The organism is Streptomyces sp. NPDC005774 (assembly GCF_042871645.1).
GTDB classification, from domain to species: Bacteria; Actinomycetota; Actinomycetes; order Streptomycetales; family Streptomycetaceae; genus Streptomyces; species Streptomyces pratens.
Map to the genome: position 1 here is coordinate 14,083 of NZ_JBIAIV010000020.1, position 24,929 is coordinate 39,011.

Below are 24,929 nucleotides of genomic sequence, written 5' to 3' on the forward strand. Positions count from 1 at the left end.
GCAGCGTCGGCCGGCCGACGACCTGTTCCGTGCGTCCGGCCACTTCTGCACCAGCGTCCTGCCGGCCCCGGTGCCGGGCCGGCCGCACGAGCCGTGAGCGGTGGCACGCCGGTGCACCCCGTTTTCGGCACCCTTCAGCCGAGTTGCTCGGCGAGTGCGACGATGATGCCCTCGGGGCCGCGAACCCAGCAGAGTCGATAGCTGTCCTCGTACTGCCCCACCTCGCCGACGAGTTCCGCACCGTGGGTGCGCAGGCGGGCAACGACATCCTCGATGCCGTCGACAGCGAACATGATGCGGCGGAGGCCCAGCCTGTTCGCCGGTGCCTTCTCCGGCTCGGTGCCGATCACTGACGGCGTGTGGAACTTCGTCAGCTCGAGCCGGCCGCGGCCGTCCGGGGTCCGGGGTCCGCACCATGGCGGCCTCGACCCGGACGTCGTCGAGCCCGACGACACGATCCCCCCGCGTCCCTAGACCGGCGTCCTGCCCTCCGGTTGCAGACCAAGTCGAAGAAAGAAGGAAATAGCGGACTCGAGGTCGTGGACAACGACACAGACATGGCCCATCCGCTGGATCGCCATGCCGGCTCTCCTTGATGTGGTGGGGCCGTGGTGGCCGCGTCCGCCCCCTGGACGGAGCCAGCAGGCCGTTTTGGACCGCAACGGCACGGCAGAATCCCGTCGCCCGCTCGGCCCTGCTACCCGGGCAGACGTCGTCTCGGCCGCCGAGCGCCGCTGACCCACGCCCAACGAGTATGACGAACTGCCCCGTGCCGCAGGGGCGCAGGGGTTTTGAGCAGTTGGCGGCAGAAGAGGACGAGGCTCCCCCACAGGGGAGACGTTTGTTCGGGCGCGAACGGTGCACACGATGAGCTAACACAGTTTTTATCCGACGAAGTGGAGACGCACATCATGGGCATCATCGCGTGGATCATCATCGGCCTGCTCGCCGGCGCCATTGCCAAGGCCCTGATGCCGGGCAAGGACCCCGGCGGCATCATCATCACCATGCTGATCGGTATTGTCGGCGGTCTGCTCGGCGGCTGGCTCGGCAAGGTGATATTCGGAGTCGACTCCATCGACGGGTTCTTCGACCTCTCCACCTGGATCGCAGCGATCATCGGATCCCTCATCCTGCTCGCCCTTTACCGCCTCGTCGTCGGCAACCGGCGCTCGCACCGTCACGCGTGAACCGCTGACTGCACAGCCCTCGAACAACTGCCTGGGGCCCGGCACCGCCGGGCCCTTTCGCATTTCCGCGTTTCCTCCCGAGCCATCTGCCGCTGGGCCGGGCTCTGCCGCGCACCCCGGCGTGCCGCTGCTCGACGAGGTCGCCGCGCAGGTCGGCGGGCTGCCTGTCCCCCTACAAGCAAAGGCTCCACGCCGACCGGCCCAGATGGAAGCGCCAGTTGAAACAGGCTCCGGCCCGGGTGCGATGGGCATCCGAACGCGACCCGCGCCTTCGGCCGGCCGGCCATCAGCGACAGACGCACAGCGGGCATGCGGGGGTCGAGCCGTGCCGGATCGAGGCCGGGACGTGACAAGGCCGGGCATCGCTCGCCGAATCGAAGCTGCGGGAAGACGCGCTCCCACTCCGCATCGAAGAACGTCAGGTCTCCCCGAGTGCGGGCGGCCGCCGGAAAATCCGTTGCGGCCCGTGCTCCTTCCCCGGACCCTTGGTGGTCATGCACTGCTCCCTGCGACCTGCCGCGCTCACGGACGCGCCCGCCATCACCGAACTGCTCAACACGGTCGACGAGATCGAGATCGGCCGGCCCGAGACTGACCTGCACACCGTCCAGGCCGACCTGAAACACCCCGGGACCGATCTGGAGCGCGACTCGTGGCTCATGTGGGACGGGGACGCGCTGGTGGCCTACGGGCTGCTGTGGGACGAGTCCGGCGGCGACCGCATCGACATCGACCACTACGTGCTGCCCGACCATCAGCGGCCCGGTGCGCACCTGCTGGAGGCGATGGAGGCCAGGGCGCTGGAGAAGGCACGGGAGAACGGCGCAGGGCGAGCCGTGGTCCACCTCCACCTCAACGTGACGCCCACCCTCGACACACAGTTGCTCCTGAGGCGGGGCTGGCAGGTCGTACGGCGATATCACGTGAAGCGCCGCACGCTGGATCCCGCACGGGACGTGGTGCCCGAGGTACCCGCCGGCGTGCGGATACGGAACTGCGGTGCCGAGGAGGACCGGGTCCGCGTTCACGCTCTCCACCAGGCTTCCTTCGCCGAGCACTTCGACTTCCAGCCGCGCCCGTACGACCAGTGGCTGCACGACATCGACGCCGACGCGCTGGACTGGTCCCTGGTGTGGATCGTCTCCACCGACGAACTGGGGGACGCCGGGTTCCTGCTGGCGCGCGACGACCGGGAGGCCATGGGGTGGATCCCCGGCCTCGGCGTCCTGACCGGGGCCCGCGGTCTGGGCCTCGGCGGTTTCCTGCTCCGGTACGCCTTCGCGGCCTTCGCGGCACGGGGCCGGGACACCATCGGGCTCGGCGTGGACACCGCGAACGCCACCGGGGCTCCCCGGCTGTACGACCGCCACGGGATGACGACCCATTTCGCCGTCGACACCTGGGAAACCGTCCTGAGCTGAGTCCGCCCGCCGACCCCGCACCCCGCACCCGTCGGATCTACGGGCCGTCGGTCAGAACTCCCACATGGCCGTGTTGTCCGCGAACACGAACGCAACCGGCAGTGTGCTCTCCCTGCCGGCCGGCGGATGGACCCGTCGCTCCGGACCGACAACAGTGCGCCCGGGCCGCAGTTGACCCGGGGCGTGGTCGATCGGGTGATCGGTATGGTCGAGATGACCGACGGGTGCGACTCGTCGACCTTGTTCCTCCTGGGTGTGCGGCGTCGAAGCTCCAGCCTCTGAAGGGCTGACGCACCGTTCGAGATGGATCTCGGTGAACGCTGCGACCTTGGCGCGCAGAGCCCAGGGGGCGAAGGGCCTGCTGATGCAGTCGACGTGCTTTCGCGAGCCCTCGGGACCGTCCCGGCACCGCACGGCGCTGCCGTCGCGAGGGAACCGGGTGGACCGCGCCACCATCCTCACCTACGAGTCCATGGGAGGGTTCGAGCAAGTGAGTACAGACGCGGACATCATCAGGCCACTGCCGGAGTCGCTCCGGGAACATGCCCGGCGCCTCGGGGAGAAGGTCGCCTTCCAGGACCGCCGTACGCGACGGACCTACCGGGACCTGGAGCGGAGGACCGGGCGGCTGGCCGGCCACTTGGCGGGGCTCGGCCTGGCGCGGGGAGAGCGGGTGGCCCTCCTGCTCGGCAACCGCGTCGAGGCGGTCGAGAGCTTACTCGCCGTCACCCGGGCGAGCGGAGTGGGCGTACCCCTGGATCCCGGGAGCTCGGGGGCGGAGCTGGCCCGTCTGCTGGACGACTGCGGTGCGCGTGTGCTCATCACCGATGAGGTCCGACTGACGCATCATCAAGAACTGCTGTCCCGCCCCGGACTGATCGTGGTGACGGCCGAGGGCGGTGAGGAGGACGGGGACACTCCGTCGTTCGGGGGCTCCGGCACGTTGACGGACGAGTCCGTGGCCGCGGGCGGTGCTCTGCCCTACGAAGAGCTGGCGGGTACGGAGCCCGGGGTTCCCGCCCGGGACGATCTCGGGCTGGACGAGGTGGCGTGGCTGCTCTACACCTCCGGGTCCTCCGGCACCCCCAAGGGGGTCCTGTCCACCCAGCGCAACCGCCTCTCGCCGGTCGCGGCGGGCCTCGTCGGCATCCTTGGCATGTCCGAACAGGACCGGGTGCTCTGGCCGTTGCCCCTCCACCATGCCATGAGCCAGGTGGTCTGCGTCCTCGGGGTGACCGCGACCGGGGCCGGCGCCACTCTCCCGTCCCGGTTCTCGGTGGCGGAGGTGCTCGGTGAGCTGCGCCGTACGGACGCCCCTTATACCCTCCTCGGCGGGGTGCCGACGACGTATTCGGCGCTGCTCGACGCGGTCCGGCGCGAGGAGGGTGACAAAGCCGGCGGCGGCCTCGGAACATCCGCGCTGCGGGGCTGTGTCAGCGCAGGTGCTTCGGTGGGGCCCGCGTTCCGGAATTCCTTCGAGGCGATCTGTCGCACCCCCTATCTGGAGCACTACGGCAGCACCGAGGCGGGCCCTGTCACCATGGCGGCACCGGGCGACACGGCGAAGGCCGGGTCGTGCGGCCGGGCGCTGCCCGGTACCCGGGTCCGGGTCGGCGGTGGCGCGGACGGACGGGACGCCGGCGAGGGCGAGTTGTGGGTGAGCGGACCCGGCGTCATGGCCGGCTACCACGGCAGGCCGGAGGCCACCGCCGAGGTGCTGCGCGAGGGCTGGTTCCGCACCGGCGACCTGGCCAGGATCGAGGCCTCCGGGGACATCGTGATCACCGGCCGGGTGAGTGAGCTGATCATCCGGGGCGGGGCGAACATCCATCCGTCGGAGGTGGAGGCGGTGCTGCGGAGGCTGCCCGGGGTGGCGGACGCCGCCGTGGCCGGACGCCCGCATCCCGTCTTCGGTGAGGTGCCGGTCGGCTATCTGGTTCCCGAGCCGGGCGGCGGTGTGCTGGACAGGGGGTCGGTCCTCGCCGCCTGTCGTGCGGAACTGTCCGCTTTCAAGGTGCCCGTCGAGTTGTACGAGGTGCAACGCATTCCCCGTACCGCCTCCGGAAAGGTCCTGCGGCATGCCCTCGCCGACGGACCCACGCGAACGCTCGGCACGCCGGCGGCCGGGGGTCCGGCGGACGACCTGCTGGCCCTGGTGCGGAGTGAGGCGGCGGCCGTGCTCGGCCGTACGGCGGAGGCGGTGGAGCCCACAACGGCGCTCCGGGACCTGGGCATGGACTCGCTGACGGCGACCGTGCTGCGGGAGCGGTTGTCGGCGGCGACCGGCCTCTCGCTCTCCGAGGCCGTCGCCTTCGACTTCCCCACGGCCGCCGCGCTCGCCGCCCACCTCCGCTCGCGGAGCGCCGCGAGTGCCGGTGCCGCCGCACCGTCCGGCGCCGGGATCGCGCCCCGTGGCGTGGCCCGGCCGGACGACGACCCCGTGGTGATCGTGGGGATGGCCTGCCGCTATCCCGGAGGCGTGGCCTCCCCCGAGGAGTTGTGGCGGCTGGTGGCCGACGGGAGGGACGCCATCGGCCCGTTCCCCACGGACCGGGGCTGGGACACGGAGGCGCTGTACGACCCGGACCCGGGTCGGTCCGGCCGGACGTATGTGCGTGAGGGCGGCTTCCTCACCGACGTGGACCGCTTCGACCCCGGCTTCTTCGGCATCTCCCCCCGCGAGGCCCAGGCCATGGACCCGCAGCACCGGCTGCTGCTCGAAGTGGCGTGGGAGGCCTTCGAGCGCGCCGGCCTTGTTCCCCACGCCCTGCGCGGCTCGCCGACCGGGGTGTACGTCGGGCTGATGTACAGCGACTACGCCGGCCGCCTCACGGAGGTGCCCGAACATGTCGAGGGCTACCTCGGCCTCGGCAGCGCCGGAAGTGTCGCCTCGGGCCGTATCGCCTACACCTTCGGCCTGGAGGGCCCGGCCATCACGGTGGACACGGCGTGTTCCTCCTCCCTGGTGGCCCTGCACCTGGCGGCCCAGGCGCTGCGCCGGGGCGAGTGTTCCTTCGCGCTGGCCGGCGGGGCCACGGTGATGTCGGGGCCCGCGTCGTTCGTGGAGTTCAGCCGCCAGCGGGCGCTGGCCCCGGACGGCCGCTGCAAGGCGTTCGGCGCGTCCGCCGACGGCACGGGGTGGGCCGAGGGCGCCGGAATGCTGTTGCTGAGCCGGTTGTCCGAGGCGCGCCGTGCCGGGCTTCCGGTGCTGGCCGTGGTGCGCGGCTCGGCGGTGAACCAGGACGGGGCGAGCAACGGGCTGACGGCGCCGCACGGGCCGGCGCAGCAACGGGTGATCCGGCAGGCCCTCGCGGACGCGGAACTGACTCCGGGGGACATCGACGCGGTGGAGGCGCACGGCACCGGCACCCGGCTGGGCGATGTCATCGAGGCGGAGGCGTTTCTGGCGACGTACGGGCGAGCGACGCGTGAGCGTCCGCTCCGGCTGGGCTCGGTGAAGTCGAACATCGGTCACACCCAGGCCGCCGCCGGGGTGGCGGGCGTGATCAAGACGGTGCAGGCGATGGCGCACGGCGTGTTGCCGCGTACGCTGCACGCCGACGAACCGAGTCGCCGGGTCGACTGGTCGTCGGGGCGGATGACGCTGTTGAACCGGTCGGTGGAGTGGCCGGGAACGGGCCGCCCGCGCCGGGCGGGGGTGTCCTCCTTCGGCATCAGCGGCACCAACGCCCATGTGGTGCTCGAGGAGGCCCCGGCGAGCCGGAACACTCCGCCGCCGGTTTCCGCGGCGGACGACGGGGCCGGGAGGGACCGTGTCGACGGCGGGGCCGTGTCGACGTCCGTGGCTGTCGCGGTGTCGGCGAGGAGCGGGCCGGGGCTGCGGGCCCAGGCGCGGCGGCTGTACGAAAGGGTGGCCGCCGACCCGGACACGGCCTTGGTGGACATCGGGTACTCGCTCGCCACCACCCGCGAGGCCTTCGAGCACCGGGCCGTGGTGGTGGCCCGGGACCGTGCGGAACTGCTCACCTCCCTACGGGTGGTGGCGGAAGGCACAAGCCGGCCCCGTGTGCGGACGGGCACGTCCCGCCGCCGGGGCCCGCTGGCCCTCCTTTTCACCGGTCAGGGAAGCCAGCGCGTGGGAATGGGACGTGAGTTGTACGAGTCCCGGGAACTGCATCCGAGTTTCGCCCGGTCGTTCGACGAGTGCTGTTCCCTGCTCGACCCCTTGCTGCCGGTGCCCCTGCTGGACGTCGTGTTCGCCGGTCCCGGCACGGAGACGGGCGCGCTCCTGCACACGACCCGGTTCGCACAACCGGCGCTCTTCGCCCTGGAGACGGCTCTGTTCCGGCTGCTCGAGGCCTGGGGTGTGCGCCCGGACCTGGTGGCCGGGCACTCGGTGGGCGAGGTGGCCGCGGCGCATGCCGCCGGGGTGCTGTCCCTCACGGACGCCTGCACCCTGGTGGCGGCCCGGGGCCGGTTGATGGACGCGCTGCCTCCGGGCGGTGCGATGGCCGCCGTGGCCGCCGGAGCGGACGAGGTGGCCGCCCACCTTGCCAAGACGGGGGGTGCGGCGGAGATCGCCGCCGTCAACGGTCCCGCTTCGGTGGTCGTCTCCGGGGACGAAGCCGCGGTGCGGGAGACCGCCGCGTACTTCCGGGAGCGGGGCCGGTCCACGACGCCACTGCGGGTCAGCCACGCCTTCCACTCCGCGCGGATGGAACCCATGTCGGCCGACTTCGCCGAGGTCGTGCGGCGCCTCTCCTTCTCCACTCCGCGCATTCCTCTGGTCAGCGCCGTATCGGGCCGGGCGGCCACCGACGAGGAGCTGAGCGCACCGGAGTTCTGGGTGGACCACGTCCGCCGGCCGGTCCGCTTCGCCGATTCGGTGGCGCACCTCCGCGACCGGGGCGCGGCGCACTACGTCGAGCTGGGCCCGCGCGGAGTGCTCACCGGCCTGGTCGAAGGTTGCCTCGCCGTGCCCGGCCCGACATCGGCGGGCACGGACACGGGCACAGGCACGGGCACGGGCACGGACGGAGCGTCCGGCGGTGAGCGGACTCCGGCGCCTCTGGTCCTGCCGACCCTGCGCGGGGCGCGGCCGGAGGCGGACGCCTTGCTCGACACCGTGGCCGCGTTGCACACCCATGGCGTGCCCGTGGACTGGCGGGCCGTCTTCGCCGGGCGCGGCGGTCGGCGCGTCGCCCTGCCCACGTACGCCTTCCAGCGCCGCCGGTACTGGCTCGACGCCACCCCGCGGCATCGGTCCACGTCTCCGTCGGGCACCCCGGCCCATCCGTTCCTCTCGTCCCGCACCGTGACGGCCGACGATGACGGGCTGTTGCTGAGCGGGCTGCTCTCGGTGCGCCATCAGCCCTGGCTGGCCGACCACGTGGTGGCGGGGGCGGTACTGCTGCCGGCGGCCGCCTTCGTGGAGATGGCCCTGCACGCCGGTGAGTCGGCCGGCGCGCCCGTCCTGGACGAACTCGCCCTGACCACACCGCTGTCACTGCCTGCGGACGGCGCCGTCGAGCTGCAGGTGAAGGTGTCCGGGCCCAATGACGCGGGACGGCGGGCCCTGCTCTTCCACTCCCGGCCGCACACGCCGGCGGGCGACCGGCCCTGGCAGCGGCACGCCTCCGGGACGCTCGTGCCGGAGCAGCAGTCGACGGACCGCAAAGCGGCTGCCACCGGGGCCGGCACCGCGCCCTGGCCACCGCCGGACGCGGTGCCACTGCACGCCGGCGCTCCGGACGCCGACCCGTACGAGCGGCTGGCCGGGCACGGGCTGAGCTACGGCCCCGCCTTCCGGGGCCTGCGTGGCGCCTGGCGGCTCGGGGACGAGCTGTACGCCGAGGTCGCGCTGCCCGAGACCGCCGGGGTTGCGCTCCCGGACGCGGGTGGCCCGGGATTCGTCCTGCATCCCGCGCTGCTGGACGCGGCGCTGCACGCCCTGGCACTCGACGGGTGCGCGGCGGACCGTGCCGGGACGGGCGGTGGCGGGGTGTCCCTGCCGTTCGCCTTCAGCGGAGTACGCCTGCACACGGCCGCCGCGCGGCGGTTGCGGGTGAGGATCACCCCCGGGCCGGACGGGCGGGCCGGGGTGGAGCTGACCGACGCGGCGGGCACGCCGGTGGTCTCGGTACGTTCGTTGACGCTCCGGCCCCTTCCGCGTACCGGAGGGGGAACGGCGGAGCCGGTCACCGGGGTTCTCCACCGGATGGACTGGGTGCCGCTGCCGGAGCCGCCCGTGCCCGCGGCGGTGCCTCCGTGGGGCGTTCTGGGCGCGGCGGGTACACGGCTGGTGGATGTGCTCGCGCCCCGGGGCTCCGGCGTTCCGGTGTACGCCGATCCGGCGGCGGGCGGCACGTCGCCGGCCGTCCTCGTCGCACCGTGCCCGCCGCCGCCGGCCACGACCGGCGGTGCGCAGGACCCTGCGGCAAAGCCGCGGTGGGCGGCGGGCTGGGCACTGGAGCTGGTACGGGAGTGGCTCGCCGCACCGCGCCCGGCGGACTCCCGTCTCGTCCTCGTCACCTCCGGCGCCGTCGCCCCGGAGGACGGCGGTCCGGTCGACGGTGGCGCCGGTTCCGGGGGGTCCGGCGCATCCGACGGGTGCGCTCCCGTACCGGCCCACGCACCGGTGTGGGGACTGGTCCGCTCGGCCCTGCGGGAGAATCCGGACCGTTTCGCCCTGGTCGACATGGACGATCACCCAGACTCCTGGCGCCTCCTCCCCGCCCTGCTGGCCGCCGCGGCGCCGGAGACAGCCGTACGACAGGGCACGGTGTACGTACCGAAGCCGGTACGGGTGGCCGAGGCGACGGAGGAACGGCGGCCCCGGCGGCGGCTCGATCCGGAGGGCACCGTCCTGGTCACCGGCGGCACCGGTTCCCTGGGCATGCTGGTGGCACGGCACCTGGTCACCGCCCACGGCATCCGGCATCTGCTGCTCGCCGGCCGGCGTGGACCGGACGCTCCGGGGGTGGACGAACTCGTCGCGGAGCTGGGCAGGTCAGGCGCCGGGGTGACCGTTCGGGCGTGTGACGTCGCGGACCGGACGGCGCTCGCCGCCCTGCTCGACGCGGTGCCGGTGGCCCACCCGCTGACCGGTGTGGTGCACGCCGCGGGGGTGCTGGACGACGGCATCGTCCCGGCGCTCACCGCCGACCGTCTGGAGCGGGTGCTGCGGCCCAAGGCGGACGCCGCCCTCGCCCTGCACGAGCTGACCCGGGGACACGATCTGGCGATGTTCGCGCTGTTCTCCTCGGTGGCGGGTACCTTCGGCTCCGCCGGTCAGGCCAACTACGCGGCCGCCAATTGTGTGTTGGACGCCCTGGCACGGCACCGGAGGCGTCTCGGTCTGCCCGGTACGTCGATCGTCTGGGGTCCCTGGCGGCAGAGCGAGGGCATGATGGCGCACCTCACCGACACGGACCTGCGGCGGATGGCCCGCTCAGGATTCGGCCCGCTGGAAAAGGACGAGGGTCTGGCCCTCTTCGACGCCGCCGTGGCCGGTGACGACCCGGTGGTGGTGGCGGCCCGCTTCGGCCCGGCCGCCCTGGGCTACGGCGATCCGGCGGCGGGCCGGTCCCGGGCGCCCGGTTCCGCCACGGCGGGCGCGGGCGGCGGGGGCGGGGCTCCGCTCGGCCGACGGCTGGCGGCCGCTTCACCCGGTGAGCGGGGCGGGTTGTTGCTCACGGAGGTGCGGACTCTGGCGGCCTCGGTACTGGGTCACCCGGAGGGGGCGGGTGCGATCGACGGGGACGACCTGCTGGCGGACCTGGGGCTCGACTCCCTGGCCGCGGTCGATCTGGGCAACCTGCTCGTGGCGTCGACGGGGCTGACGCTGCCGTCCACGCTGCTGTTCGACTTCCCGACTCCGCGTGCGGTCGCCGCCGAGCTGGCAGAGCGGTACGCCCGGGAGGCGGCTCCTCCCGGCACCCCCGGCACGCCCGGCACCCCTGACGCACCTGGCGTCTCCGAATCGCCGGATGCCGTCGGCCGTCCGGGCAGCCCCGGTCGACCGGCGGGCGACGGTGTTCCCGGCGGCCCGGAGACGGCCGATGGGCCGGAAGCCCCGGTGCGGGCCGGGAGCGCACCGGACGCCGGGGGTGCTTCGGATTCCCTGGGGGCGCTCTTCCGCGCCGCCTGCGACCGGGGGCAGACCTGGGACGGCATGGCACTGCTCACTATCGCCGCACGCCTCCGCCCGGTCTTCGACAGCGTCGGAGCGCCCGGTGCGGCACTCGAACCCGTCACGCTCGCACGGGGCGGTGCGGGGCCCCGGCTGGTCTGCTTCCCTGCCCTCAGCGCGCTCTCCGGACCCCGGGAGTACGCGCGCTTCGGCGTCGGGCTGCGGGGTCTGCGACCGGTCCTGGCGGTACGGCATCCGGGGTTCGGCCCCGGGGAGGCACTGCCGGCCACGCTGGACGCCCTCGTCACCGCTCAGACCGCCACCGTCCGCGCGGCCGCGGGTGACGAACCGCTGGTCCTGGTGGGCCGATCGGCCGGTGGCTGGGTGGCTCAGGCTGTGGCCGAGCGGCTGGAAGCCGAGGGTTCCGCCCCGCTCGCCGTCGTCCTGGTGGACACCTATCCAAGCAGTGACGACCATGACCAGGCGCTCTCCGCCATGACGACGGACATGCTGCACCGGGCGGCAAAGTTCCTCCCGGCCGGCCCTGACCGGCTCACCGCCATGGCCGGATACTTCGAACTCTTCGCCGGCCGGCAGCCCTCGCGGCTCGTCTCCCCCACCCTCTTCGTACGGGCCCGGGATCCGCTGCCCGGTGCGGAGCCCGCTCCGGTCTGGGGGCTGGCGCACGCCGAAGTCACCGTGCCAGGGGACCATTTCACCGTATTGGAGGAGCACGCCCGTACCACCGCGCTCGCAGTCCACCGCTGGCTGGCCGATCCGGACCGACGACGCCCCGACGCCTGGTACCGGTCGGAGTCCATGGCCGGTGACGATCTCCTCGACGGCGAGAGCGCTGCGGGCCAGGGGCTCCCGGACGACGCCGACGACGGTGGCAGACAGCACCACGCCGGTCGCCCTTGAGGCGTCTTGACGGCGTTGTCGACTTGACGCGGGGGATCCCACCCGGGGCGGGTTTGAGGCCGGGTGGGAGTCGTGGTGGTGGTGCCGCGGTCAGGCTGCTGCGAACAGGCTGCCGACGGCACACCGTGGCAGCCTGCGTCGGCAAGGGATCAGGGGCGATCCATCTCGTCCTCCGTGCGGCCGGCCCGCCGGACAAGGAGGTCGCTCCCACCCGCACGACGAGGCTCGCCCGTGGCCCCGCTTTCACAGGTGGGAGTGGGGCCACTTCGGATCTTTCTTCCGGTAGCCGGTCGAGGGACACCCGCCAGCCCTGGAGGTGGCGAAGCCCTCCGGCGCCCTTCACCGACACGGTGTGGGGGACGTCGTGACGTCCGGTGTGAAGCTGCCCGCGCCCTTCCATGTCGTACGCACCGCGTCGGAGCCCGCACGCCGGGAGGGGCGTGCGGGCTCCGGCGCCGGGGATGTCACTCCGAGATGTCGACCTTGCCGTTGGCGGGCTCGACGGGAGCGGGCGTCGCCGACGTACCGCGCTGGGTGAGCCCCTGGAGGAGCTGCGCGAGGTCGACGCCGGTGGCGGAGTTGAGGAGCTCCATGCCCTGGGTGACGTTGTCGGTGACGGTGCGCGTGAGCTGCCCCGCGCCGTCGGTGGAGATGACGGTCAGCTTGTCCACGGCGGCCAGCGGCTCGGCGGCCTTGCCGACGACCTGCGGCAGCACCTCGACCATCATCTGCAGCACCGCCGCGTCGCCGTAGCGTTCGAAGGCGTCGGCCTTCTTGTGCATGGCGTCGGCCTCCGCCGAACCCTTCGCAGCGATCGCGGCGGCTTCGGCGTCACCCTCGAGGCGTACGGCGTCGGCGAGCGCCGCGCGGTGGGCCTTCTCGCCCTCACCGGTCAGCCGTGCCCGCTCGGCGGCCGCCTCGGCCTCCTTGACCGAGGCGATACGGCGGGCCTCGGCCTCCTGTTCGGCCTGGTAGCGGGCGGCGTCGGCGGGCTTGCGGACCTTGCTGTCCAGTTCGCGGTCGGTCAGCTCGGCCTGCCGGGCCGCGACCTTCTCCTGCTCCTGCAGGACCTCCTGCCGCCGGGCTGCCTCGGCGAGCGGGCCGGCGGCGTCGGCGCGGGCGGCGGCCTCGTCCGTCTCGGCCTTGATCTCGGCCTGCTTCAGGGCGAAGGTGCGCTGGGCGATCGCGATCTCCTCCTCCGCCTTGAGCCGGGCCTGCTCGGAGGCGCGCCGGGCAACGGCCTCGGCGATGTCGGCCTCCTGCTTGGCGCGGGCCGCCTCGGGCCGGCCCAGGTCCTGCAGGTAGGAGCCCTCGGTGGTGATGTCCTGGATCTGGAAGGCGTCCAGCACGAGGCCCTGCCCGGACAGGCTGGCCTCGGCCTCCTCCGCGACCTGCCCGGCGAAGGCGGCACGGTCCCGGATGATGTCCTCGACGGACATGCGCCCGACGATGGAGCGCAGTGCGCCGGAGAGCACTTCCTGCGTGAACCCGACGATGCCGTCCTGCTGGTCGAGGAAGCGCTGGGCCGCGGCGCGGATCGAGTCCTCGGTGCCGCCGACCTTGACGATGGCGACACCCTCGAGGTTTGCCTTCACCCCGCGCAGGGTGACCGCGCCCCGGACAGCGATCGGAATGTGCCGGCTGGACAGTTCGAGGGTGAACTTCTGCTGGACGAAGGGCACGACGAAGACACCGCCGCCGACCACGACCTTCTGGCCGCTGTTGTCGGTGAAGATCCGGCCGGTCTCGGGGTCGGTGGACTGCTTGCCGCGCCGGCCGGTGACGATGAACGCCTCGCTGGGGCCCGCGACCTTGTAGCGGGTGACCACCACGAGGGCCAGCAGGACCAGGAGTACGACGACTCCTACCACTGCTATCAGTACAGAGCTCATATGTGTGAAATCCCCTCAGCCCTCCCGGGGGACGGCGATGCGGTTCGGATCGGACATGAACGTGGGCAATGCGGAACACGGGACATACGGCGACCGCGGGAACGGAAGGCCCGGGCGGGTGGGCGGCGCGCTGCGGTGACGTACCGGTCAGCGCTCGACCGGCCGGACCGCCACCGATGTCGCGGACAGCGCGGACTCCACCCAGACCTCGACGCCCCGCGCGACGGGCCCTGAGCTCTTCGCGGCCAGCTTCAGCGGCTGTCCGGCGAGATACACCAGCACCTCTCCGTACCCCTGGGCCGGGATGGCGGTCACCACGGAGCCGGAGGTGCCGACGAGATCGCCGCCGCGCGGGGTGGCAGCGGTCTGGTCCCGCATGAGGGCACGGCTGAGCTTCCAGGTCAGCCACCCCGCGGCCGTCCCGGCCACCACACCGACCGCCGTCGCTCCAGTGGTCCCCAGGTCCGTCGTGCCGAGGACGATCGCGCCGCCGAAGCCGAGCATGGACACGAACCCGGCGATGACCGGCAGCGACAGGAGCCCGTCGAACAGCCCGTCCAACACGCCGCCGAACACGCCTTCCAGGATCCCGTCGAAGATCAACGAGAACAGCAGCAGAAGCAGTCCCGCGATACCGAGACCCACAAACCAGTCCATTCGGGCCCCGCTTTCACTCGATGATCTCCCGCATCCGCATCCGCATGCTCTCATGCGACCTGGCCCAGGCACATTGCCAGAACCCGGCAATCTTTACGCGTTCTTGATGCCGTCTTCCGACGGACGCCGGGGTTCCGCTCCCGCTCCGGCCGCGGTACAGGTTACGTGGACGCGAGACGAGATGCCCACGGCCCCCCACGTCTCGGCCCGGGGCACGGTGGGGCGCCGGGCGGCACGCAGCCGTTGCTCTACTCCGGCAGGATCGACGCCCATGGGCCGAACGCGGGGCGGGGCTGCGGGTGTCGTCCGGCCGACGGGGCCCGCCGGGTGATCCCGCCGCGGACCAGGGAGAAGATCGCGTCCAGGACCAGGTGCCGGTCCCACCTTTCCGGCCTGCCCCCTTCCCGCCAGGAGTGCTTCACCTTCCGGACGAACCATCCACCGGCCGAGCGCGCTGAGACCGTTCGCACCGTCCGGAGGTTCCGCCCGGCACCTGACACCTTTTGCCGAAGCCGTCGACAAGGCGCGTCACACGGGAAGCACGGCGAGGAACCGAAAACATCGATCGATTCCTATCAAGTGGATCGCTCGACGCAGGAAGTACATCTCCGACGGCCCTTCGGCCGCGATCGGCTGAAGCTGCTGGGCGGCGGCACCTTGATCGCGGGCGGTGAACAGCCGGTCGACCCCGGGGCGGCAGGGCCTGGGTGATGTCGCGGATCCGAGCATCGTCGGCCGCGCCGGGGCGGGACGGGGCGGCGATGAAGCCGAAGCGGCCCGGGTGAAGACGACCAGGCCCTCCATGGGCACGGCCTCCTGTTCGATCTTCGCCCGGATCTTCGATCGCCACCGCTTCCTGACCTCACTCTCCATAGGGTCGCGCAGATCGCGACGGGGCCGCTTCAGCTGTCGGCGGGACGTCGGGGCGGCCGGTGGAGCGACCATCACACAGTGGTCATCGGCACCGTGACCGCGGCCGTCCTGGCCCGGCACTCCGGTTACGACGCCAACATCGCCCGGTCGCGCTCGAAGTCTGCGTCACCCTCTGCACGGCGTGCGGGGAGGAGCGCGTCCGTCATTCGGACATGCACGAGCGCTGCCGTGTGTACGCCGAGGCGTGCCGGCGGTGCGAACCGGCGTGCAACGAACTGCTCACCCAACTGGGCCGATGCCTGTCCGCACGCGTCCGGGCAGCCCCTACGAGCGGCACATGCGAGGGGTGGCCGCCTGTTCCGTACCCTGGCGGTATGCGCATGCGCCCCACTCTGAGCTGGTCCCCTGCCGAGGACTTGTCGCCTGGCACCACGGATCTGGAGCCGGTCGCCGAGACGCTGAGCACCGGCGGGGTGCTGGTACTCAGCGGGGCGGGGATCTCCACGGAGTCGGGCATCCCCGACTACCGGGGCGAGGGCGGGAGCCTGAGCCGGCACACTCCGATGACCTACCAGGACTTCACCGCCGGCGCCCAGGCCCGGCGCCGGTACTGGGCGCGCAGCCACCTCGGCTGGCGCACCTTCGGCCGCGCCCGCCCCAACACCGGGCACCGGGCCGTGGCCGCGTTCGCGCGGCACGGCCTGCTCACCGGTGTGATCACCCAGAACGTCGACGGCCTGCACCAGGCCTCCGGCAGCGAGGACGTCGTGGAACTCCACGGAAGCCTTGCCCGGGTCGTCTGCCTTTCCTGCGGCGCCCTCAGCCCGCGCCGCGAACTCGCCCGGCGGCTGGAGGAGGCCAATACGGGCTTCGAGCCGGTGGCCGCCGGAATCAACCCGGACGGTGACGCCGACCTCACCGACGAACAGGTCGAGGGCTTCCGCGTACTGCCCTGTACGGTCTGCGGCGGCATCCTCAAACCGGACGTGGTGTTCTTCGGCGAAGCCGTTCCGCCGCGGCGGGTCGAGCACTGCCGCACGCTGGTCCGCGAGGCGGCCTCGCTCCTGGTCCTGGGATCTTCACTGACGGTGATGTCCGGGCTCCGGTTCGTCCGCCAGGCGGCCCAGGCCGGAAAGCCCGTACTGATCGTCAACCGGGACCCCACCCGGGGCGACCGGCACGCCGCCACCCGGGTCGCGCTCCCGCTGGGAACGGCCCTCACCACCCTGGCCGACCAGCTGAACATCCCCGTCGACGACGAGTTGACGGCCTGAGCGGGGCGGCGCGTCGGACAACCGAAGTCCGACTGTCGAGTCGCCGTCCGTCAGGCCGGGCAGCGTCAGAGCATCACACCCGGCCTCGCGCAACCCCGAGCCGCTGGCTGCCAGGATCATCCGCCTTGCCAAGCTTCGGCTTCGTTGCTTTGCGCGCGAAACCCGGTTCCTGTTCAGCGACGCACCGACCGAGTCGGCATCCCGTGGGTCATTGAGCCGGTTCAGGGCTATGAGCGCGACGTCCTGGACCGCCGCTGGGTCGTCGAACGGACACCGGCCTGGATGATGCACGCCCGTCGGCATGCGCGGGACCGCGAGCGGCTCGTCCAGCACTCCGAAACGATGATCACAGGGGCCGCTGGGCCGCTGTCACCCTCATGGCCAGGCGTCCGACCAAGGGTTCGTGCAGTCCGGCCCGGTTACCCGTCGCCCCGCGGGCGCTGCAACGGGCGGCTTGACCTGTTCGCCGGCCTCGATGTCCTCTCTGCAGGAACAAGCAGGTCACCGTCGTCGAACGGTTCCACGATTGTGTGTCCGAGCCGCACTGGCCGCGGCCCTCACCTGCCCACCGCTGTCCATGCGTGAGGTTACTCGGCCTGCCGGGACTCCCGACTCCCAAGAACCTGCGCCAGCCCTATCAGAACAAAACCGCCCAGCATGATCGGCACGTTGACCTCGAAAGGCATGATGCGCGCGGTCGCAACTGCTCCTGCCGACAGCAAGGCGCCGGCGCCCCAGATCCCGGGTCGTCTCACACTGCTGCTCAACCAGGGAAGGACAACGCGGCCAGTCACCAGAGCCAGCACCCCCACCACGCCAAACACCAGTGCTGTCACCATGCTGACGACTGGAAACAACGCGGACATGTGCCCCCCTTGATCACTCCTGCCGTGATGATCGCACCAGCCTCAGCGCACCACAATGCCGGAACCCGGCAGCGTGGCAACCCGCTACCTGCCGTCCGCTGAACCAATCCGACGGCGCTTCGCCCAGTGGAGTCGGGACGGACAGGGTCTGCCAAACGAACGGCTCTGTCCCACATGCGGTGGTAACGGCAAGTGGCTGCCGTGGCCGGCAGTAACACTCCCAGACCAGCACGGGTGACACGACCGTGGACACCGTGCCCGTCCCGCTCGACGGCGCGCCTGCCACTGCTCTCCTCGGAGCTCGGACCAGGCACATCAGCGATGACGCTCTGTCACCACCGCGTGTGGGACAGAGCCGAACATTTTACAGTCCCCGACGAGCAACTTGAAGTTGAAATCGCGGAAGACGGCCATGGAGGGCAGGTCCATCACGCCGGCGCGGGGACGGTGCCGGTCTTCATCTGCCCGGTTCCGGCAGATCGGTCGGCTCGGCCGCTTCAGGCGTAGCCGTCAACGGTGGCGCGCCGGGAAGGGCGGTGGTCCGGCTCGTCGGGGTGACCGGGCCATCGGTTCGGGCCTGTTCGCTGGGGTACGGGCTGACGGGCCGGGGGGTCACCGACGGAGTGTCGGTGGGCGAAGGACTGCTGCTCACAACGGGCGGGGCGAGGGGCACGGTGGGGGACGCGGGCCGGTCCGGTGTCGCCGACTGGAGCGGCAGGGCGACGAGGGCGGCAACCACGCATGACACACCGACTCCGACCGTGGCGCGGATCAGCCGACGGCGCGCCGCGGCGCGGCGGATCTCCTCGTACCGGCCGGGGGGCGGGCCGAGGTAGTCGGAGGCCGGCCGCAGGATGACGGCGAGCGGGTCGTCGGGTTCGAAGTCCGGACCATCGTCAGAGTATGTGATCAAGGCTTCTCCTCAGGTGGGCGCGGAGCAGTTCACGGGCCGCGTGGAGATCGGCCTTGATGGTTCCTTCCTTGCGCCCGGTCACGGCGGAGACCTCCCGGATCGGCATGTCGGCGTAGTAGTGCAGGAGGATCGGGACGCGCAGTCGTTCCGGCAGTGACTGCACGAGCAAGCGTACGGACGGGTCAGTGAGTTCGCTGTGCGGATGGACGGCGGCTTCCGCGGTGACCCGGTGCACGGCTCTGCGTTCGCGCTCGAGTTTGCGCCAGTGGTCCCGGACGAGGTTGGCCGCGGTGACGTAGAGGAAGCCCCGCGGTTCCGTCACGGATGCCCAGCGGGCCCACAATCGGGTGAACGCCTCCGAGGCGATCTCGTGGGCCGTCTCGTCGTCGTCGACCAGCCGGCGGCACCAGCCGGCGAGACGCGGGTAGAGGGCGGCGAACAGCTCGGACGCTGCCTTCTCACGGGACCGTTTCAATGCTCTCCATGGTCGTGGTGGTACCGGTGACACGGTGCCACTCGCGGGGAAGGGTTCCGGGCCGCCGGTATACAGCCCACCGGCCCGGAACCCCGTGACGGATCAGGGACTCGCCGAGCTCAGTGCGGCGAAGACGATCACGTTGTCGCGGTACTCCTCACCTGTACGCGGGCCGCCGCATGTGATGAGCCGCAACTCCGGACGGTTCACGTTCCCGTAGACCGCGTCCGTCGGGAAGTCCGCCTTGGCGACCGTCCGGATCGAGTCGACGGTGAACACCGCCGCCGTGCCGTTCTCCAGGCGTGCCACGATCCGGTCGCTGCGGTGCAGCCGCGCGAGACGGCGGAAGACACCGTCCCCGTGGGCGCCGACCGTGACGTGTCCGAGGATCACCGACGGGCCGACCTGGCCGGGCGTCGGGGAGTGCCGGTACCAGCCCGCCACGTCGTCGGCCGTGAGCGGGGGAACCTCCACCGTGCGGTCCCGGGCCAACCCCAGTTGCATGACCGGGGTGTCGACCCCGATGGCCGGGATCTCCAAGCCGATGGGGACCGAACGCCCAAGTGCGCGCGTCGCCTTGGCGGGAGGCCGCGAAGACGGTGACGCGCTCTCCCGGTGTTCGGCCGTGGCCCGGCCGGTCCGGTCGCCGCCACCGCAGCCGACGAGCAACGAAGCCGTCGCCGCGGTGACGAACGCGCGCCTGGAGAGCGGCGTCATGCCCCGGTCGCCCGCCGGCGACGCACGAGGAACACCGCCGCGCCCCCGGCGGCGAGCACCGCGGTGGCTCCCCCGCCGATCAGCCCGGCGTCGGATCCGGGCTGCGCCGACTCCGGCGCAGCACCGGTGTCGGGCGCTCCGCTCGGTACGACGGAGACCCCGCCCGTGTTCCCCTCCTCGGCCGGTGTCGAGGCCGACTCCGGCTCCGGCTCCGGGGACTCGGCCGGCGACTCGATCGGGGTCGCTGTGGCCTCGGCGACGGGAGTCGGATCGTCCGCGAACGCGGGCACCGCGCTCGCCAACACGGCGGTGCACGCGAGTGCCGCGGCACTGAAAACAGTTCGGCGCATGGAACGCTCTCTTTCATCGGTTCGCCCGCACGGTGGCCCGGCGGGCTCAGTCATGAATCGTGCGGAGAGACGAGGCAGCGGGGGCGCGGGTTGTAAAGGAAAGGCAAAGCCCTTGAGGACGTGATGCATTGGCGCCTTTGTACGGGTCTGCTCACCGGTCCTCGGGGGCAGCCGGCACGGCAGCGGTGGTGGGCCCGTCCCCATGCGAGCTACAGCAGGTGTCCACCGTGAGGGGACGATTCCTGATCGCCCGATCGATAGCGTCGGTGCGTCCGCGGTGCTCCTGCTGAGGACGTGGTGAGGAATTCTCGTGAGATTCGTTCGGCAGCTCGTCGCCGTGCTGGCGGTCAGCGCGGTCGGCGGCAAGGGTGCCGCCGCTGTGGAGGGAAATCCCTGGCTGACGCTCGTCGCCGACGTCCTGACGGCCGTGCTCTGCGTGCTCGTCTACCGGTGGGTGGTGGCACTGACCGAGCACCGCCCGGTCACGGAGTTCGCCCGGGAAGGAGCCTGGACCGCGACGGGGCTCGGGCTGCTGATCGGCGTGGCGCTGTTCGGGGCCGTCGTCGCCAACATCGCCGTCCTCGGCCACTACGAGGTCGACGGTCCGGGATCGCCGACAGGTTCGGTGGGGCTGTTCGGCTTCATGGCCGGTGCCGCCGTGACCGAGGAACTGATCTTCCGCGGCGTCCTGTTGGCGGCGCCCCTCCACGCCGGCCGAGCTGTCGCGGTCGACGCCATGCACCGAACAAAAGCGCATCCGAAGCGGTAGTCGTTCTCCTTCAGTCCCGGGGCGTCAGCACACAGAACTCATGACCATCGGGATCGGCCATCACCACCCGACCGGCCTCGCCCCGGCCGATGTCGATGCGCGTCGCCCCGAGGGAGACGAGACGGTCGACCTCTGCCTGCTGATCACCGTGGGCAGGTGGGGCAAGGTCGAAGTGCAGCCGGTTCTTCACGGTCTTCGGCATCAGCGGTGGACCACCCCACGTCACCTTCGGGCCGCCTCGCGGTGAGCGGATCGCGGTCTCCTGCTCCTGGTCCCAGACCAGCGGCCAGCCCAGGGCCCGGCTCCAGAAGTACCCGACCTCCTGCGATCCGTCGCACGCGAGTGCTCCGATGAATCCGCAGTCGGCGAGGAAATTGTTGCCCGGCTCGATGACACAGAACTCGTTGCCTTCGGGGTCGGCGAGCACCACATGCCCCTCCTCGGGGCGTTGACCGATGTCGATGTGGCGGGCGCCGAGCCCGAGTGCCCTCGCCACCACCTGCTGCTGGTCGTCGAGGGACGTGCTCGTCAGGTCGAAGTGCATCCGGTTCTGGCCCGACTTCTGCTCCCGGGCCGGGAGGAATCGGAGCCGGAACCCTGTGTCGTCGTTCGGCAGGAGAGTGGGCCTGCCGTCGGAGTCGTCGGCCGTCTCCCAACCCAAGACACCGGCCCAGAAGCGCGAGAGGCGGAAGGGATCGTTCGCATCGAAGCAGAGCGCGTGGAACTGAGACGTCATTTTCCGCATATCCGATCCGCCGGCTCGCCGCCCGCACCCGCCGATCGTGCGGGCGGCGGGCCGGCAACAGGGCTTCGTCCAGGTCGTGGGGGAGCCTGCTCCTGTGGCCCCGCCCGGTCAACTCGTTTTCGCTCGCCGCCGTCGCCACAGCCCTCCGCGGGCAGGAGCCGGGCGAGCCGGTCGGTGGGGGTACGGCGGGCCGCGGCCGAGATGCGTGCCTGCGGACCTCGTCCTCGACAACGCGGGTGTTCACCTGTCCGCCGCGCGGCAGGCGTGGACGGCCTACGGCCGGGAGTGGTCGTGAGACGGCCGATGGGGGGTATAGGGGGTGCCGTCAGGACAAGAACTTCTCCCGTAAGGACCCGAGGATGACCGATGACGCCTACCTCGTCCTGCTGAACGGCACGGCCGTGACGCTCGGCGTGCCCCCCGCGGCCGTCGGGGAACTGGCCTGTATGGAGACCCCCGCGGTCCGGGCATGGCTGCAAGCGCAGGGGGTCACCGCGACGTCCCCCGGACTTCGGCTGCTGCCGCCCGAGGAGACGGCAGCCCTTCCCGACGATGCCGAGCGGCTGCCCGTCCCTCTCGGGGAGGAGGAGCTGAGCCGCGTACGCCGGTATGCCGCGCCGCACCACGTCGCCCGGCTGGAGGAGGAACTGCTGGCCTACCGTTCCCGCGCGGACGGCAGGGACGCGCTGCTCGCCCGTGCCCTGGCAGCCGGGGTGCCGGCGCACCGCATCGCGGAACTGACCGGTGAAGACCTGTCCGTCGTCAAGGCGTTGACGCACTGACACCGTCCCCGCCGGACCCCCCTCGCGTCGACGCCCACATTCGACTTGATCCGCCGGACAGGCCCTGGGCCCCGGCCGACGACGGCGCGCCACAAGCCGGTGGCCGCCCTCCGGCCGTCCCGGCCGCGCAGGGGTGCCCTCGCGCCGGCAGGCGTGGTGACACCACGTCAAATATTAACCTTCGAAGGTGTTTTCGTTGCAAACAGGGGCAGTCGGGACGTCATGTCGGCACCGCGGTGGGCCGGCATACGCACACCTGAGAGGAGACACATCACATGGTCAGGTCAAACGGCAGCATCCGGGTGGGCACGGCGACCGTGGCCGGTGTTCTGGCCGGCACCGTGCTGGTCGGTTGCGGCAACGGCGGCGACTCCCCGGAGGGGAAGGACCGGTCCGCGGGGAAGGAGACGTCCAGCGCTCGGGAGCAGGGCACGGAGGCCGTCCGTTCCGCCTACGACAGGACGGCCGAGCAGGACACCGCGCGGGTGACGCTGCGCGTGCAGACCTCGGCCGACGGCACCTCAGTGACGGCGAACGGCCGGGGAACCGTCGACCTGGAGGACGGTGACAGCGCCATGACCCTCAGCGCGCAGGGCGAGCGCATGGAACAGCGGGTAGTCGATCAGGTGCTCTACCAGAAGCTTCCCCGGAGTGAGACCCCGGGCGGCAAGCCGTGGATCAAGATCGACTTACAGAAGGTCGCCGAGCGCCAGGGAGGCGGGGACCAGTCCGTGAACGATCCCGCCCAGGCGGCCGCGTTCGCCAAGGCGATCGACGACAAGGACGTCACCCGCAAGGGCACCGCCAAAGTCGGCGAGGTGAACACCACCCACTACCGGGTCGCCGTCGACGTCGCCGAACTCCCCAACGGGGCCACTCTGCGGCAACAACTCGGTCCGACGCTGCCGATGGACGTGTGGCTCGACGACGACGGCCGCATCCGGCGGCAGCAGATCGACATGACGCTCAAGGCTCCCACGGAGAGCGGTGCCCCGGACCGGGCCTCGCCGTCCCCTCAGTCTGCAAAGGTGCGCACCGTCATGGAGTTCAGCGATTTCGGTACGGACGTGGAGGCAGAGGCACCGCCGTCCCGGCAGGTCACCGACCTGACCCAGAAGGCCCTCGAAGGCAGCCAAAAGCAGGACTGATCCGTCTCGTACCGAAGGAGCGACCATGACATCGACGCAAGGACACCACGGGGGGTCGCAGGGCGGGCCCGCCGGTCCGGGTGAGCGCCGCAACGGCTTCGGTATCGCGGCCCTGGTTCTGGGACTGGTCGGCGCCGTACTGTTCTGGACCGTGATCGGCGGGATCGTGCTCGGCCTGCTGGCGCTGATCTTCGGAGTGATCGGCTACCGGCGCAAGAAGCACGGCGTGGCCACCAATGGAACGATGTCCGTGATCGGCGCGGTGATCGGCGCGCTCGTACTCATCACCTCATCGGTGCTCCTGGCCGTGGGCGCGGCCGTGTTCAACAGCGACGAATTCAAGAGCTACACCGACTGTGTCGAGCACGCCGACACCGAAGCCGACCGGCAGCAGTGCGCGAAGGACTTCGACCGGGACGTCGACAACCGGTGAGCCCCGGGGGCAGGGCCGGGAGGGACTCCCCCGGAAGGTGCGGGTCTTCTTCGACGGCGCCGCGTGAGCGCCGGTTGAGCGGCGGCCGGCCTCCCGCTCCACTCCCCCGCCGGCCCCCCGGACGGCCCGGTACCGCGCTCGCGGTACCGGGCCGTCCGGGGGGGCGAAGCGGCTCGTCAGCCCTGGCGGGCCTTGAAACGCGGATCCTTCTTGTTGATCACGAACGTCACGCCCCGCCGGCGTACCACCTGGGCACCCGGCTTGGCCTTCAGCGAGCGCAAGGACTTGCGTACCTTCATCAGGGTCTCCTTCCACGAGGTCGAACGAGGGGCGTCAGCCTCGGTTCCCCCTCGGGGCCTCCGCCGTAGGGCGGCGGAGGCAGGTGTCATCGCTCTTCGCGGAAGAGGACGTGCTCACCGGCAACCGGGTCGTACTTCCGCAGGACCAGCCGGTCGGGGTCGTTCAGACGGTTCTTGCGGGTCACGTAGGTGACTCCCGTACCTCCTGTCGACTTCAGCTTGACGACCGGCCGTGCAGTGCTGCGTGCCATGAGGTGCTCCTTTCGCCACCGCCCGAGCCGTTGACTCGGGCATGCCAGACATGACGGACAACAGCGTCGGCGGGCGCTGTATTCCGCATCCCACGCTCAGCGGGCCGGGACCGCCGCCCGCTCCGTGCCCGGCACCTCGCCGGGCGGACCGAAACCACGTGCAAATGATCGTGGAGGACTGTCGCCTACGCGGCGAAGGGCTCTGCAGGGCTTCAGCCGAACAATCGTCCCCGCAGGCCATGGGTGAGGCCCGGGGACACTGTGTCAGCGCCGTCCACCGGGCCTTCGGCACCGGTCGCGAGGGTCAGGTGGCGGGGCGGGCAGCGTGGTCGGGGTGGTTCCGGGTACGACGGGCCTCCTTCATCTCCGCCTCGTACAGGTGATCGCGTCCCTCTGCCAGTTCCTGCCGGATCTCCTGCTCGATCTGCTGGAAGGGCCGGTAGTACGTGGCGTTGTACGCCTCGACGATCTGGAAGGTCCAGTGCCCCGGGATCACGTTGCGGCCGAGGATCTCACGCTCCACCCGGTCGGCCTGCTCCTCGTGGCCGGCCTCGCGGAGCAGGCGCACCGCGTCGTCAAGGCCGAGGTCGGCGCTGCCGGTCAGCTGATGGAACGTATAGAGCGCACCACGGGCCCGTTCGGCCGTCTCCAGCGCCTTCGACAGCCCTCCCAGGGCTTTGACCGTCGTGTCGGAAACGCCGTCCGGGCGCCGGTGCTCAGGGGAGGGGTGCTGCGCGTTGGTGTTCATACGAAGACGGGTTCCCCGGGCAGGGCCGGAGAAGGCTGCGGCGTTCGGGGCAAGCCGTGTGCGGGGCGGATGTGAGCAGGGGTGGGGCCCGGCAGCCGGAGACGTGGCCGCCA

General features: G+C 71.6%; 20 protein-coding genes and 3 pseudogenes. 9 read left to right on the forward strand and 14 right to left on the reverse strand.

The features are described from left to right. Positions 1-134: 134 nt before the first annotated feature. A pseudogene (locus ACFYQA_RS19510) lies at positions 135-581 on the reverse strand (VOC family protein). 330 nt (positions 582-911) lie between these two features. On the opposite strand from ACFYQA_RS19510, the gene ACFYQA_RS19515 reads away from it, so the two are divergent. From ACFYQA_RS19515 to ACFYQA_RS19525, 3 genes are all read left to right on the forward strand, one after another. Further along, complete coding sequence (locus tag ACFYQA_RS19515) at positions 912-1,190, forward strand: GlsB/YeaQ/YmgE family stress response membrane protein (RefSeq protein ID WP_388919072.1); 279 nt, start codon at positions 912-914, stop codon at positions 1,188-1,190. A gap of 494 nt (positions 1,191-1,684) precedes the next feature. Further along, positions 1,685-2,611: a GNAT family N-acetyltransferase gene (locus ACFYQA_RS19520; protein ID WP_388919075.1), complete on the forward strand. Its 927-nt coding sequence runs from the start codon at positions 1,685-1,687 to the stop codon at positions 2,609-2,611. Positions 2,612-2,924: 313 nt separating this feature from the next. Next, a complete protein-coding gene (locus ACFYQA_RS19525; RefSeq protein WP_388919078.1) occupies positions 2,925-11,624 on the forward strand; it encodes a type I polyketide synthase in 8,700 nt (2,899 codons plus the stop codon). A gap of 464 nt (positions 11,625-12,088) precedes the next feature. Here ACFYQA_RS19525 and ACFYQA_RS19530 read toward each other — a convergent pair whose 3' ends face one another. The 4 genes from ACFYQA_RS19530 to ACFYQA_RS19545 form a co-directional block, all read right to left on the reverse strand. Continuing rightward, positions 12,089-13,516, reverse strand: coding sequence for a flotillin family protein (locus tag ACFYQA_RS19530; protein ID WP_388919081.1), 1,428 nt, complete (start codon positions 13,514-13,516; stop codon positions 12,089-12,091). Positions 13,517-13,663: 147 nt separating this feature from the next. Then, complete coding sequence (locus tag ACFYQA_RS19535; RefSeq protein WP_386394939.1) at positions 13,664-14,173, reverse strand: hypothetical protein; 510 nt, start codon at positions 14,171-14,173, stop codon at positions 13,664-13,666. A 248-nt stretch (positions 14,174-14,421) separates the two neighbouring features. Then, entirely contained in the window at positions 14,422-14,643 is a 222-nt protein-coding gene (locus ACFYQA_RS19540) for a hypothetical protein (protein ID WP_388919084.1), read from the reverse strand. Positions 14,644-14,701: 58 nt separating this feature from the next. Continuing rightward, positions 14,702-14,977 (reverse strand): hypothetical protein, encoded by a 276-nt coding sequence (locus tag ACFYQA_RS19545; protein WP_388919087.1) that lies wholly within the window; start codon positions 14,975-14,977, stop codon positions 14,702-14,704. Positions 14,978-15,420: 443 nt separating this feature from the next. Between ACFYQA_RS19545 and ACFYQA_RS19550 the strand changes: the two genes are divergently transcribed. Both ACFYQA_RS19550 and ACFYQA_RS19555 read left to right on the forward strand, forming a co-directional pair. After that, positions 15,421-16,320 (forward strand): NAD-dependent protein deacetylase, encoded by a 900-nt coding sequence (locus tag ACFYQA_RS19550; protein WP_386394940.1) that lies wholly within the window; start codon positions 15,421-15,423, stop codon positions 16,318-16,320. A gap of 240 nt (positions 16,321-16,560) precedes the next feature. Further along, a pseudogene (locus ACFYQA_RS19555) lies at positions 16,561-16,778 on the forward strand (IS5/IS1182 family transposase); the annotation flags it as partial. 129 nt (positions 16,779-16,907) lie between these two features. Here ACFYQA_RS19555 and ACFYQA_RS19560 read toward each other — a convergent pair. The 5 genes from ACFYQA_RS19560 to ACFYQA_RS19580 all read right to left on the reverse strand — a co-directional run bounded on the left by ACFYQA_RS19560 (position 16,908) and on the right by ACFYQA_RS19580 (position 19,641). Further along, positions 16,908-17,186: a hypothetical protein gene (locus ACFYQA_RS19560; RefSeq protein WP_388919090.1), complete on the reverse strand. Its 279-nt coding sequence runs from the start codon at positions 17,184-17,186 to the stop codon at positions 16,908-16,910. Positions 17,187-17,643: 457 nt separating this feature from the next. Further along, the gene (locus tag ACFYQA_RS19565) at positions 17,644-18,099 is read right to left on the reverse strand and encodes a hypothetical protein (protein ID WP_388919092.1); all 456 of its coding nucleotides are present in this window, start codon (positions 18,097-18,099) and stop codon (positions 17,644-17,646) included. Then, entirely contained in the window at positions 18,083-18,574 is a 492-nt protein-coding gene (locus ACFYQA_RS19570; RefSeq protein WP_388919094.1) for an RNA polymerase sigma factor, read from the reverse strand. Before ACFYQA_RS19570 ends, ACFYQA_RS19565 begins: the two co-directional genes overlap by 17 nt. A 102-nt stretch (positions 18,575-18,676) precedes the next feature. Beyond that, a complete protein-coding gene (locus ACFYQA_RS19575) occupies positions 18,677-19,291 on the reverse strand; it encodes a class F sortase (RefSeq protein WP_388919096.1) in 615 nt (204 codons plus the stop codon). Further along, entirely contained in the window at positions 19,288-19,641 is a 354-nt protein-coding gene (locus tag ACFYQA_RS19580) for a sortase-dependent protein (protein WP_388919098.1), read from the reverse strand. Before ACFYQA_RS19580 ends, ACFYQA_RS19575 begins: the two co-directional genes overlap by 4 nt. A gap of 310 nt (positions 19,642-19,951) precedes the next feature. On the opposite strand from ACFYQA_RS19580, the pseudogene ACFYQA_RS19585 reads away from it, so the two are divergent. Beyond that, positions 19,952-20,332: pseudogene (locus tag ACFYQA_RS19585) on the forward strand (CPBP family intramembrane glutamate endopeptidase); the annotation flags it as partial. Positions 20,333-20,420: 88 nt separating this feature from the next. On the opposite strand, the gene ACFYQA_RS19590 reads toward ACFYQA_RS19585, so the two are convergent. Continuing rightward, positions 20,421-21,146 carry a VOC family protein gene (locus ACFYQA_RS19590; RefSeq protein ID WP_388919100.1) on the reverse strand — a complete coding sequence of 242 codons (726 nt, stop codon included), beginning with the start codon at positions 21,144-21,146 and terminating at the stop codon, positions 20,421-20,423. 368 nt (positions 21,147-21,514) lie between these two features. Between ACFYQA_RS19590 and ACFYQA_RS19595 the strand changes: the two genes are divergently transcribed. From ACFYQA_RS19595 to ACFYQA_RS19605, 3 genes are all read left to right on the forward strand, one after another. Then, positions 21,515-21,937 carry a DUF6003 family protein gene (locus ACFYQA_RS19595; RefSeq protein WP_388919102.1) on the forward strand — a complete coding sequence of 141 codons (423 nt, stop codon included), beginning with the start codon at positions 21,515-21,517 and terminating at the stop codon, positions 21,935-21,937. 275 nt (positions 21,938-22,212) lie between these two features. Beyond that, the gene (locus ACFYQA_RS19600) at positions 22,213-23,085 is read left to right on the forward strand and encodes a hypothetical protein (RefSeq protein ID WP_388919104.1); all 873 of its coding nucleotides are present in this window, start codon (positions 22,213-22,215) and stop codon (positions 23,083-23,085) included. A gap of 25 nt (positions 23,086-23,110) precedes the next feature. Next, the gene (locus tag ACFYQA_RS19605) at positions 23,111-23,518 is read left to right on the forward strand and encodes a DUF4190 domain-containing protein (protein WP_386394955.1); all 408 of its coding nucleotides are present in this window, start codon (positions 23,111-23,113) and stop codon (positions 23,516-23,518) included. Positions 23,519-23,694: 176 nt separating this feature from the next. Here ACFYQA_RS19605 and ykgO read toward each other — a convergent pair whose 3' ends face one another. The 3 genes from ykgO to ACFYQA_RS19620 all read right to left on the reverse strand — a co-directional run bounded on the left by ykgO (position 23,695) and on the right by ACFYQA_RS19620 (position 24,816). Further along, positions 23,695-23,817, reverse strand: a complete 123-nt coding sequence (gene ykgO, locus ACFYQA_RS19610) for a type B 50S ribosomal protein L36 (RefSeq protein ID WP_006130958.1) — start codon at positions 23,815-23,817, stop codon at positions 23,695-23,697. A gap of 86 nt (positions 23,818-23,903) precedes the next feature. Then, a complete protein-coding gene (gene rpmG / locus ACFYQA_RS19615) occupies positions 23,904-24,068 on the reverse strand; it encodes a 50S ribosomal protein L33 (protein ID WP_388919108.1) in 165 nt (54 codons plus the stop codon). A 304-nt stretch (positions 24,069-24,372) separates the two neighbouring features. Then, on the reverse strand, positions 24,373-24,816 hold the full coding sequence (locus ACFYQA_RS19620) for a hypothetical protein (RefSeq protein ID WP_388919110.1): 444 nt from the start codon (positions 24,814-24,816) through the stop codon (positions 24,373-24,375). Positions 24,817-24,929: the final 113 nt, after the last annotated feature.

Excerpts from the sequence above, each read along its gene's own strand:
- ACFYQA_RS19515 (WP_388919072.1), top strand. The coding sequence starts at position 912 with ATGGGCATCATCGCGTGGATCATCATCGGCCTGCTCGCCGGCGCCATT.
- ACFYQA_RS19520 (WP_388919075.1), top strand. The coding sequence starts at position 1,685 with ATGCACTGCTCCCTGCGACCTGCCGCGCTCACGGACGCGCCCGCCATC.
- ACFYQA_RS19530 (WP_388919081.1), bottom strand. The coding sequence starts at position 13,516 with ATGAGCTCTGTACTGATAGCAGTGGTAGGAGTCGTCGTACTCCTGGTC.
- ACFYQA_RS19535 (WP_386394939.1), bottom strand. The coding sequence starts at position 14,173 with ATGGACTGGTTTGTGGGTCTCGGTATCGCGGGACTGCTTCTGCTGCTG.
- ACFYQA_RS19545 (WP_388919087.1), bottom strand. The coding sequence starts at position 14,977 with ATGGAGGGCCTGGTCGTCTTCACCCGGGCCGCTTCGGCTTCATCGCCG.
- ACFYQA_RS19550 (WP_386394940.1), top strand. The coding sequence starts at position 15,421 with ATGCGCATGCGCCCCACTCTGAGCTGGTCCCCTGCCGAGGACTTGTCG.
- ACFYQA_RS19560 (WP_388919090.1), bottom strand. The coding sequence starts at position 17,186 with ATGTCCGCGTTGTTTCCAGTCGTCAGCATGGTGACAGCACTGGTGTTT.
- ACFYQA_RS19575 (WP_388919096.1), bottom strand. The coding sequence starts at position 19,291 with ATGACGCCGCTCTCCAGGCGCGCGTTCGTCACCGCGGCGACGGCTTCG.
- ACFYQA_RS19580 (WP_388919098.1), bottom strand. The coding sequence starts at position 19,641 with ATGCGCCGAACTGTTTTCAGTGCCGCGGCACTCGCGTGCACCGCCGTG.
- ACFYQA_RS19590 (WP_388919100.1), bottom strand. The coding sequence starts at position 21,146 with ATGACGTCTCAGTTCCACGCGCTCTGCTTCGATGCGAACGATCCCTTC.
- ACFYQA_RS19595 (WP_388919102.1), top strand. The coding sequence starts at position 21,515 with ATGACCGATGACGCCTACCTCGTCCTGCTGAACGGCACGGCCGTGACG.
- ACFYQA_RS19600 (WP_388919104.1), top strand. The coding sequence starts at position 22,213 with ATGGTCAGGTCAAACGGCAGCATCCGGGTGGGCACGGCGACCGTGGCC.
- ACFYQA_RS19605 (WP_386394955.1), top strand. The coding sequence starts at position 23,111 with ATGACATCGACGCAAGGACACCACGGGGGGTCGCAGGGCGGGCCCGCC.
- ykgO (WP_006130958.1), bottom strand. The coding sequence starts at position 23,817 with ATGAAGGTACGCAAGTCCTTGCGCTCGCTGAAGGCCAAGCCGGGTGCC.
- rpmG (WP_388919108.1), bottom strand. The coding sequence starts at position 24,068 with ATGGCACGCAGCACTGCACGGCCGGTCGTCAAGCTGAAGTCGACAGGA.
- ACFYQA_RS19620 (WP_388919110.1), bottom strand. The coding sequence starts at position 24,816 with ATGAACACCAACGCGCAGCACCCCTCCCCTGAGCACCGGCGCCCGGAC.